11 protein-coding genes and 1 pseudogene are annotated in these 9,459 nt (G+C 33.5%); 2 read left to right on the top strand and 10 right to left on the bottom strand.

Annotated features, from left to right (window positions below; all coding sequences use genetic code 11):
* Nucleotides 1-75: 75 nt before the first annotated feature.
* From Q7P22_RS01185 to Q7P22_RS01155, 7 genes and pseudogenes are all read right to left on the bottom strand, one after another.
* A complete protein-coding gene (locus Q7P22_RS01185; RefSeq protein ID WP_170128128.1) occupies nt 76-510 on the bottom strand; it encodes a DUF1934 domain-containing protein in 435 nt (144 codons plus the stop codon).
* Nucleotides 511-590: 80 nt separating this feature from the next.
* Nucleotides 591-1,631, bottom strand: a complete 1,041-nt coding sequence (locus tag Q7P22_RS01180; RefSeq protein ID WP_113919416.1) for a D-alanine--D-alanine ligase family protein — start codon at nt 1,629-1,631, stop codon at nt 591-593.
* Between the two features lie 227 nt (nt 1,632-1,858).
* Nucleotides 1,859-2,698, bottom strand: coding sequence for a S1 RNA-binding domain-containing protein (locus tag Q7P22_RS01175; protein WP_113919417.1), 840 nt, complete (start codon nt 2,696-2,698; stop codon nt 1,859-1,861).
* Between the two features lie 225 nt (nt 2,699-2,923).
* Nucleotides 2,924-3,130 (bottom strand): annotated as a pseudogene (locus Q7P22_RS01170) (glycogen/starch/alpha-glucan phosphorylase); the annotation flags it as partial.
* Between the two features lie 99 nt (nt 3,131-3,229).
* A complete protein-coding gene (locus Q7P22_RS01165) occupies nt 3,230-4,018 on the bottom strand; it encodes a tyrosine-protein phosphatase (protein ID WP_303859729.1) in 789 nt (262 codons plus the stop codon).
* Nucleotides 4,019-4,047: 29 nt separating this feature from the next.
* Nucleotides 4,048-4,758: a CpsD/CapB family tyrosine-protein kinase gene (locus Q7P22_RS01160; RefSeq protein WP_303859727.1), complete on the bottom strand. Its 711-nt coding sequence runs from the start codon at nt 4,756-4,758 to the stop codon at nt 4,048-4,050.
* Between the two features lie 29 nt (nt 4,759-4,787).
* Entirely contained in the window at nt 4,788-5,480 is a 693-nt protein-coding gene (locus Q7P22_RS01155; RefSeq protein WP_303859725.1) for a YveK family protein, read from the bottom strand.
* A gap of 232 nt (nt 5,481-5,712) precedes the next feature.
* Between Q7P22_RS01155 and Q7P22_RS01150 the strand changes: the two genes are divergently transcribed.
* Nucleotides 5,713-6,705, top strand: coding sequence for a peptidoglycan-binding protein (locus Q7P22_RS01150; protein ID WP_303859723.1), 993 nt, complete (start codon nt 5,713-5,715; stop codon nt 6,703-6,705).
* A 136-nt stretch (nt 6,706-6,841) separates the two neighbouring features.
* Here the strand turns inward: Q7P22_RS01150 and cls are convergent, their stop codons facing one another.
* From cls to Q7P22_RS01140, 3 genes are all read right to left on the bottom strand, one after another.
* Entirely contained in the window at nt 6,842-7,744 is a 903-nt protein-coding gene (gene cls, locus Q7P22_RS14890) for a cardiolipin synthase (protein WP_369695465.1), read from the bottom strand.
* Nucleotides 7,642-8,289: a PLDc N-terminal domain-containing protein gene (locus tag Q7P22_RS14885; RefSeq protein ID WP_369695464.1), complete on the bottom strand. Its 648-nt coding sequence runs from the start codon at nt 8,287-8,289 to the stop codon at nt 7,642-7,644. Before Q7P22_RS14885 ends, cls begins: the two co-directional genes overlap by 103 nt.
* 210 nt (nt 8,290-8,499) lie before the next feature.
* Complete coding sequence (locus Q7P22_RS01140) at nt 8,500-8,997, bottom strand: metal-dependent transcriptional regulator (protein WP_113919430.1); 498 nt, start codon at nt 8,995-8,997, stop codon at nt 8,500-8,502.
* A 286-nt stretch (nt 8,998-9,283) separates the two neighbouring features.
* Here Q7P22_RS01140 and Q7P22_RS01135 point away from each other — a divergent pair.
* The coding region (locus Q7P22_RS01135; protein ID WP_303859733.1) for a FeoA family protein at nt 9,284-9,459 on the top strand (176 nt) is incomplete at its 3' end.

Genomic DNA, 9,459 nt, shown 5'->3' with positions numbered 1-9,459 from the left:
TATACTTTCATTTATTGCAGATTTGACATTTTCAATTACTTTTTCTATGGTACTATTCATCTCTTCAACCTCTCTTTAGTGCTTCACTTGTATATCTAGAATATTGCGGGCAGCCATTAAACCTTGTATCTCAACATTGTAGTCTACATATATATTTGTTGGATCGTGCTCTTGATTGTAATTTATATTAATATCTTGTGTACAAATGCTAAGCGTCATCTCTCCATATGGAGTAGAGTACATATTATAGCTTTTCTTTCCCTTTTCAAAGGTCATATGGGAATTCATGGTGCCTAAGCGAATAATAGAGATTTTATCGCCTTCAATTTTTAATGTAGTAGTAGTCCCCTCTAAGCCCGATACCTCGGATTCTTTGTACATGATATAATTACTCTTTCGCTTTTTGTACATTTCGCCTTGAGTTACTAATTCAATTACTTCGTCAGATTCGCCCTCTTGTTTTGTAGTACCTTTTATTCGAATTAATACTTTCTGTTTATTTTGATCCATTATACCCTCCATTAGTCGGTATTTTATGTTTTAGGCAACAACTGATTATTGCTCTCTTATGTTGATTTAGAGCAGCTTTTCTAACTATTAAATTCGTCTATAGCTAAGGAGATGATTCTCTCGATTAACTCTACATATGATATTCCAGTTGCTTCCCATAATTTAGGGTACATGCTGATATTTGTAAAGCCTGGTAGTGTATTGATTTCGTTAATAAGTACATCACCTGTGTCTTTATCCACAAAGAAATCTACCCTAGATAGACCTCTACCATTCACGCATTTAAAGGCTTTTACTGCATACTCTCTAATTTGTTGTGTTGTAGACTCATCTAAATTTGCAGGTATAATTAAAGCAGATTTATCTCCATCAATATATTTGGCTTTATAATCGTAGAATTCTTGAGAAGGTACAATTTCTCCCAAAATGGATGCTATAGGACTTTCATTCCCTAGAACAGCGCATTCCACTTCTCTACAATTAATAGCCTTTTCTAAAATCAGCTTGCTATCGTACTTAAAAGCTTCTTTTATCCCTTCTATTGCTTCTTGGCGATTGTGAACTTTTGAAATTCCTACGCTCGAACCCATATTGGCCGGCTTTACAAAGAAAGGGTATTGCAATTTCTTTTCAATTTCTACAATAGAATCTTCCTCGCTTGTTTTCCAATCGCCTCTTTGTAAGGATGTATAATCTCCTATAGGTATTCCTGCATGTTCAAATAAGATCTTTGAATAGACTTTATCCATTCCTACAGAAGATGCTAAGACTCCACAGCCAACAAAAGGTTTACCAAGCAATTTGAACAAACCTTGAACGGTTCCATCTTCTCCATTTGGCCCATGGAGAATTGGGAAAAACACATCTACATTCTTAATAATAGGGTGATCAAATATGGAAAAACCTTTTATGAGATTTTTTTCATCTTGTTGCCAGGTATCTGCGGCGATTCTCTTTGTATCACCATTATACATCATCCATTCGCCAGTTCGAGAAATCCCTATTTTAACCACATCATACTTACTTTTATCCATTACATCTATTACATTGCTGGCTGACATTAAGGAAACATCATGTTCGCCAGACTTTCCACCAAATACTATGCCAATTACTTGTTTCATCGTTTCCTCCTTGATTCGAACGTCTTACTAAAATATATTACGATTGATTCCAATTTATACTATAGGCTGATGCTTTACTCTATAACCTGTCCATCACTGCCTACCAAGAAAGTGCTATCTGTTATAAGCCACCAGCGCTCTAAACTCAAGTCTAACAGGTCAAAATCTAATCCTTGCACATAAATTAAAGATCAGAACTTTTTCTAGCATATAAAAACAGTGACTTCCTATCGCCTTAATTCAATACCCTTATCGGTTATATTGATTTTCTGCTCTCTTAACAATCTCCCTATTGCTCTCTTAAACGCACTTTTGCTCATATTAAATTCAGCCTTAATGGCACTAGGAGGACTATTGTCGTTTAGCTTAAGAAAGCCTTTCTTTGCTGCTAATCTAGCGTATATTTTCTCTGCATCGTCGTCCATCTGCATAAAAACTTCTTTTCTTAAACTTAACTCTAATTTTCCATCAGATTTTACCCTTTTGATTCGAGCTTCAACTTTATCCCCATACTCAAACAAGCGACCAGTCAATTCGCTGTTTGGAATAAGCCCATGATACTTGTTTTCTACTGCTACAAAAGCGCCAATATCTCTGTTAATACTGTAGATTGTTCCCTTTACGATATCATTCATTTTATAGGGAGAATGAGATTGTAAGTATTTTGAGATTTTCATAGTAGCGCATAATCGATCTGTCTTATCAATATAAAGACATACTAAATAGAAATGTTCACTTTTTACTTTTCCTATTTGCTCTTTAAAAGGCAAGAGTAAATCCTTATCTAAACCCCAGTCTAAAAAAGCTCCTATTCTCGTTACTTCCTTTACCATTAGGCTTGATATTTGGCCTAAAGTAATCTTAGGAACTTTCCTAGTAGCTATCATTCGATCTTCAGAGTCTTTATAAACGAATACTTCTACATCATCATCAAGCTTAAGCCCTTCAACTTGATTGTTTGGAAGTAATATATCTTCCATATCTGGATCATTTGCAGAATTTAAAAACAAGCCTACACTGGCTTTCCGTATGACTTTTAATGTTTGTTTTTTACCTAATTCTATCATAATAAACCTTCTTTTCCTCAACTTCTCTTACATTTGGTATTTTTAGTCATAATAATAATACATTAAAGTCTTTAGAATATCAACAATTAAAGGGAAAAGTAAAAAACAGAAGGTAGAAGAAAACAAAAGCTAGCCATTTTCATTTATTTGTCAATCGCGATCTGATAAATAACCGTAGATTGAGGAACACCTGCAAAGAATTTTGACTTTGTTATATCATATGTAGTGTAAGAAATCCCTTGAGAAGTAAATAGTATAGATAATGCGAATTTGTTCAATATCTTTTAATCCAAAAACAACAATATCGTTATCTCCTACTTCATTTGCAATCTCTACATTGGCACCGTCCAATGTGGCTATCGTTATCGCTCCATTCATCATAAATTTCATATTACCTGTGCCAGAGGCTTCTTTTGTCGTAGTAGAGATTTGATTTCTGAAAGGGGATAATATTCTGGATAAAAAAAAGCACCTCTATAAAAGGTGCCCTCATCTTTAGTGCCATTTCTTTCAGTATTTTTAATTGAAAAATTACGCTCGATTAAATTTAAAAAATTGCCAAAAGTGTTTTTTCTTTTCTATTTTTATTGGGGCTTCTGGATAGAGAATTTTACCCTCAACAACTGCTCTTGGATTACTCCTTGTAATTTCTTCAAAAGTATTTTTGCTTACAGAGCTCTTGAGAATATTCAACGCTTTACCAGCTCGTTCGTATCCTTTTTCATTATGTGCATCACTACCTATTAAATGAACCATATTGTGGTCAATCATCTTTTTTGCTACATTTTGAACTTCATGTCCGTATACACCAACTAAGCTGGGTAAGTTCATTTGAATCAAAACATCTCTTTGAATGAGCTCTTTTAGAGTATCTATATCATTCATGACAAAGTCATATCTTTCAGGATGGGCTAATATAACAAAATTTCCATTTAACTGTAACTCAAAGATAAAATTAAGGAGGCTGCTAAACATCGTCTTATTTCTAGGCACTTCTAATAAGATATAAGGTGTATCGTTTAAAGTTGCTACTTTTTTATCCTTTAAATGATCTACCAAATTCGATTCTAAAAAGCATTCATTACCTAGATACAATCTAACAGGCAAATTATTATGCATTGTTTCTGCTTTTAAATCAGCTAATAAGCGAGTATTATCAGTCATATCTCTATTAAATTTCGTATTCCCTATATAATGGGGAGTGGCTATAATGTCTGTAAAGCCAACACTGTTGCTTATTTTAATCATCTCTACAGATTGTTCTAAGCTTTTAGAACCGTCATCTACGCCAAACAGGATATGGCTATGTATATCAAACATTAGTCCCCTCCAAAATTTATCATAATTTCTTATTCCTTATAAGCATACTTATAGCTATATCCTCCGTAGCCATAGTGTCCTTTTTTGATATTGGCTTTATTTACTACAGTTCCAATAATATTGGCACCTATATTTTCTAAAGATTCTACCGTCTTTTTAAGTGCTTCCTTTTGCGTTTCTTCTAAGGCAATTACTACAATAGTGCCCTCTGTATACTTTGAAATAATTAAAGCATCTGTCAAGGGCAGTACTGGAGGAGAATCTAAAAGAATAATATCAAAGTTTTCTCTGGCTACATTAATGATTTCATCCATTCGCTTGCTCTCTAGCATTTCTGATGGATTAGGAGGAACAGGACCTGCTACTAATACAAACACACCTTCTACTTTAGTATATTTGATGCTTCGGTCTAATTCACTTTCTCTCATCAATACATTGATTAATCCATTGACATTTGGCATGCCAAAAACTTTATGTATACTAGGTATTCTTAAATCACAATCGATAATGAGCACTTTCTTGCCAGATTGAGCTAAAGTAGTTGCATAATTGGCAGTAATCGTACTTTTGCCTTCCCCTTGTTGGGTACTAGTGACTTGTATGACTTTTAGCTCCTTATCCACATTAGAATAATGAACATTGGTCCTCATGTTACGAAAAGCCTCAGACACTATAGCTTTCGGATCTGTATGTGCAATAAGTGCATCCTTTATCTTACTCTTTTTTGTATTTTTTTTCATATTATAATCCTTCCTAAAGCATTTTGCATCTATTTGAATTCAGGTATAATAGCTAAAATAGGGTAGTCGATTATAGCCTCTACTTGCTTTGACGTGTTAATTTTTGTATTTAAGTATTCTCTAATAAATACAATAAATACGCCAATCATAAGACCTAATACCAATGAGATTGCTATATTCATCATACTTCTTGGGGCTACAGGAGTATTATTTGCTTCTGCTACATCTATAATATTGACATTATCGATGTTCATTAGGTCACTGACATAATCCATAAATACATTTGCCATCTCATTAGCTATAGTAGCTGCTAACACTGGATCCGTATTTTGAACGGTTATTTTGATGATTTCTGTATCGTTTAGTGTAGTGACGGTGACCATTTGGCTTAGCTTAGCTGATGATATATCTAATTGTAAATTGTCGATAACTTGATTAGTAATTGTCTTACTCTTGACAATTTCACCATATGTAGACACAAGTTGTTGGTTTAACATAACATCATTATAGGTAATATCTACTCTTTCTTGTTCATATTCTTTTGGTTTACCGAGCATTAAGGTTGTATAGGATTCGTACTCTTTATCTAAAACAAAAAAAGTTACGATACTTGTTACAATCATTGCTAGTAAGACCATAATAGCTATAAACTTTATATTGTTTTTAAAAACAAACCATAGTTCCTTTAGATCTAATTCTTCCGCGCTTTCATATTGTTCCATTTCTTAAATCCCTTCCTAATTAATCTTATTACTTTTAAATCAAAATAAATTCATACAAATAATGTAACTATTTTATTATATCATATTGTTACAAAAGTGGGCAAAAAACCCCAAAATAATGAATATACTTTTGATAATTCTATTTTCCCTACACTATTAAATGTATTTACAAGTCCTCTACATTTTTGTTACAATGGTATTATAAAAAAATGGCGAAGAAAGGGGTATTTTGATGAAAAAGTCAGTTAAGGTTCTTTCAATCTTATTGCTGATTTTGATTGTATTTTCCAGTTCTGCATTTGCCTTAAGTTATCTAGGTTATGGAATGCGTGGCAACGGTGTAAACGAGTTACAAAACAATCTAAAATCCTTAGGGTATTTAGATATTAATAGGACTACGGACTATTATGGAACTCAAACTCGCAATGCAGTAATAGCTTTTCAAAGAGATAATGGATTAAAAGCAGATGGTTATTTTGGCCCTGCATCTAAGGCTGCACTTGAAAATGTAAAAGCTGGCAAACAAAACTCAGAATCCAAACCAGAACCTACCAAACCAGAACCTTCCACACCACCAACAACATCAACACGCTACCCAAGAGTACTTAAGTACGCTATGAGTGGCACAGACGTAAAAGAACTGCAAGAAGATTTAAAAAGTTTAGGGTATTTGAAAATCAACAATACTACAAATTATTTTGGCACTATGACCGTCGATGCTTTAAAGGCTTTCCAAAGATCTAGTGCAATTGGTGTAGATGGCTCTTTTGGCCCACAAACACGTACAACTTTATTAAAAGCACTTGAAGGTACAAGCAGCTCATTGCCAAACAGAGGCGATGAAACTTCTACAGCAACCAAAATCAACGCTGTCATAGCAACTGCAAAATCATACATAGGTGTACCTTATGCTATGGGAGGTAGCACACCAAAAGCTTTTGATTGTTCTGGTTATACTCAATACATTATGAAACAAAATGGTATGAGCGTTACAAGAACAGCTGCTAGTCAATACAACGAAGGAACTTCAGTCAGTAGAAGCAATCTTCAACGTGGAGATTTCGTATTTTTCGAAACCTATAAAGCTGGTGCTTCACATGTAGGTATTTACCTAGGAAACAACGAGTTCATTAGTGCTACCAGTAGCAGTGGTGTGAGAATTACAAAACTAACTGATAATTATTGGAATACGCGTTACATAGGTGCAAGAAGAATTATTAAGTAAATACAGCGACTAGTCTCTAGTCATTAGTCACTAGCTCTTTCGTATTCCTTTGGAGTCATTTAGAGCAACTGCTATTAAAAAGACAAGCTTTCTTGAGAGCTTGTCTTTTTTTCTGCTTTCCGCTTTCCACTTTCAACTATAATAGTGGTGAGAAGAGTCTGCTGATGGATTCTTTAAACTTCATAACAAGAGGTCTTTGTGTATATATCTCATAGCTTAGCTCTCTACAATATACAATATCCTCATGGAAAATTTCTTTAAGCTTAATAGAAATTTTTTCATCGTAAATAAAACCGTTGACCTCAAAATTTAATCGAAAACTTCTAATATCAAAATTACAAGTGCCAACAGAGCACACCATATCATCGGCTACAATGGTCTTTGCATGAAGAAATCCATTTTCATAAATGTATACCTTTGCGCCTTCTCTAAGGAGCTCTCCTGCATAGGATGTTGTAGCCCAGTATACGAATGGGTGATCCGGTTTATTTGGGATCATAATCCTCACATCTACCCCTGAGCGTACAGCCAATTTTAGCGCTTCTAGAATACTCTGATCTGGAACCAAATACGGCGATTGAATATAAAGATAATTTCTTGCAGAATTGATTATTTTTAAGTATCCTTCTTTTACTTGGTCTTCCACTTCATCTGGTCCTGAAGACACAATCTGCATAGCTACATTTCCATTAGAGATCTCATCTGTTAAGTACCTACCAGTCAACTCAATATTTTCTTTTGTAGCGAAACGCCAGTCAAGAATAAATCGAAGCTGTAGATCATAAATGGCGCCTCCTTTAAAACGTATATGAGTATCCCTCCAGTAACCCATGGACTCCTTTAGACCAAGATATTCATTCCCTACATTAAAGCCACCTAAATAACCAATAGCTCCATCAATAATGACGAGTTTTCTATGATTTCTATAATTTACTTTTAAATTGAGTAGAGGTATTTTAGACGGAAAAAATCTCCCCACCTTCCCTCCTGCTTCAGTAAGTTGGGTAATATAAGATTTATGGATATACCTGCCACCCATATCATCAAAAAGAAGGCGAACTTCAACCCCTCTTGGGCCTTTCTGATAAGAAGCTCCATCAATGAGACGCCTAAATCATCATTTTTTATAATATAGTATTCTACATGTATATGATGTTTTGCTTCGAGGATTTTTTCAAATAGGTCTTTAAACTTTTCTTTGCCGTCTGTAAAAATTTGAATTTCATTATTGCTTGTGTATATGGCATCACTGATATTTTGATGATAGTAGACCATATCTTTATAAATTTCATCTCTATAATTGCATAATGGTACTTCTTCTCTTTTTAAATGCATTTTTTGCTGATCTAAAAGTTTTTTTGTTGTTTCCAATTCCTGATTTAGTAATTTAAATATTTTTCTTCTTGCAATATTTTGAGAAAAGAGCAAATAAAAGATAAAACCGATAGCTGGTATAATCCATATCAATAATAACCAAGCATAGGTGCTTTGAGGATCTTTTCGCTCGAGGAAAATAATTGTAAAAGTTAAAACGAAATTGACTATTAAAACAAATGCTAAAATATTTGAAGTAACTAATAACATCCTTTTTCCTCCTTTTCCGACATTATAACATACTAAAAACTGTTTCGTCACAAAATAGAGTGTTTTAATTCTAAGTTCTAAATAAAATCGCTTAGATTATCAATGATAAACGGCATGTTTGATTCATTGCATTTGAATAAGTACTTTCTACTATATAAAAAGTGAAGAAGCTTTTGAGTCCTTCACTTTCTTCGAATATAGTTTTTCTCACTATTCTTTTCCCTCAATATTTTCATTCGGACTTGTTTCAATTTGATTTGTGTAAGAGAGAAACTCATCTAGTTTTTCTGGATTATGCTCAAAAAATAGGACAAACTTTTCAATTCCTCTTAGTGTATTTTTATTAATAGTATGCTCTATCTTTTCCGTCTCTTGATGAATATCGCCTCTTACCTGTAATAATGTTAAAAATCTTTTTATGACATTATGTCTGTAAACCAAAAGCCTTCCAGTCTCCATTCCCTTTTTCGTTAACTGTATGCACCCATACTTCTTATAATCTACAATATTTAAATCTTTTAGTTTCTTTACCATCTTTGTCACTGAAGGAGGCTTTACATGCAATAGATGAGCAATATCATTTACCCGAGTATGACCGTTATTTTTCTCGCACAATCTGTAAATCATCTCAATATAGTCTTCTTCTGTAGCACTCATATCCTTTTCACTCATGTAATTATTAAAAGTATAGTACTCATTACAATCCATATTTCAACCTCTCTATTCGCCTTTTATTATAAGTATATGCTGGAACTTTTGAGCTTGTTAAATTTGTTGACGATACTTGAACAATTGTTGAGCGGTAGTTAAGCAGTAGTTGAACAATCGTTAATCAACAAAAACACTTATCTTCTTCAAATTTCCGAAACAAGCTCCGCTTTCTGCTTTCTGCTTTTTTGCTTTTTCCTATCTCTTTGTAACATATACTCATCTTCTATCATAAAATATTAAGAATAAATTAGCTTAAGCTAAATTTTATAAAAAGGTGGTTATAATGACTTGTTTAAATACATTACATGTAGGTACTAAAGCAAAGGTTTCTTGCTTATTATCAAATGGTCTATTAAAAGAAAGGATGATGGCCTTAGGTTTTACTAAAGGCGCATCAATTGAAGTAGTAAGAAAAGGTCCAGAGAACAATCTTACTGTATATAATATTCGAGGCACTAT

Source organism: Alkalibaculum bacchi (assembly GCF_937875145.1).
Lineage (GTDB): Bacteria > Bacillota > Clostridia > Eubacteriales > Alkalibacteraceae > Alkalibaculum > Alkalibaculum bacchi_A.
This window is presented reverse-complemented; position numbering and strand designations above follow the sequence as displayed.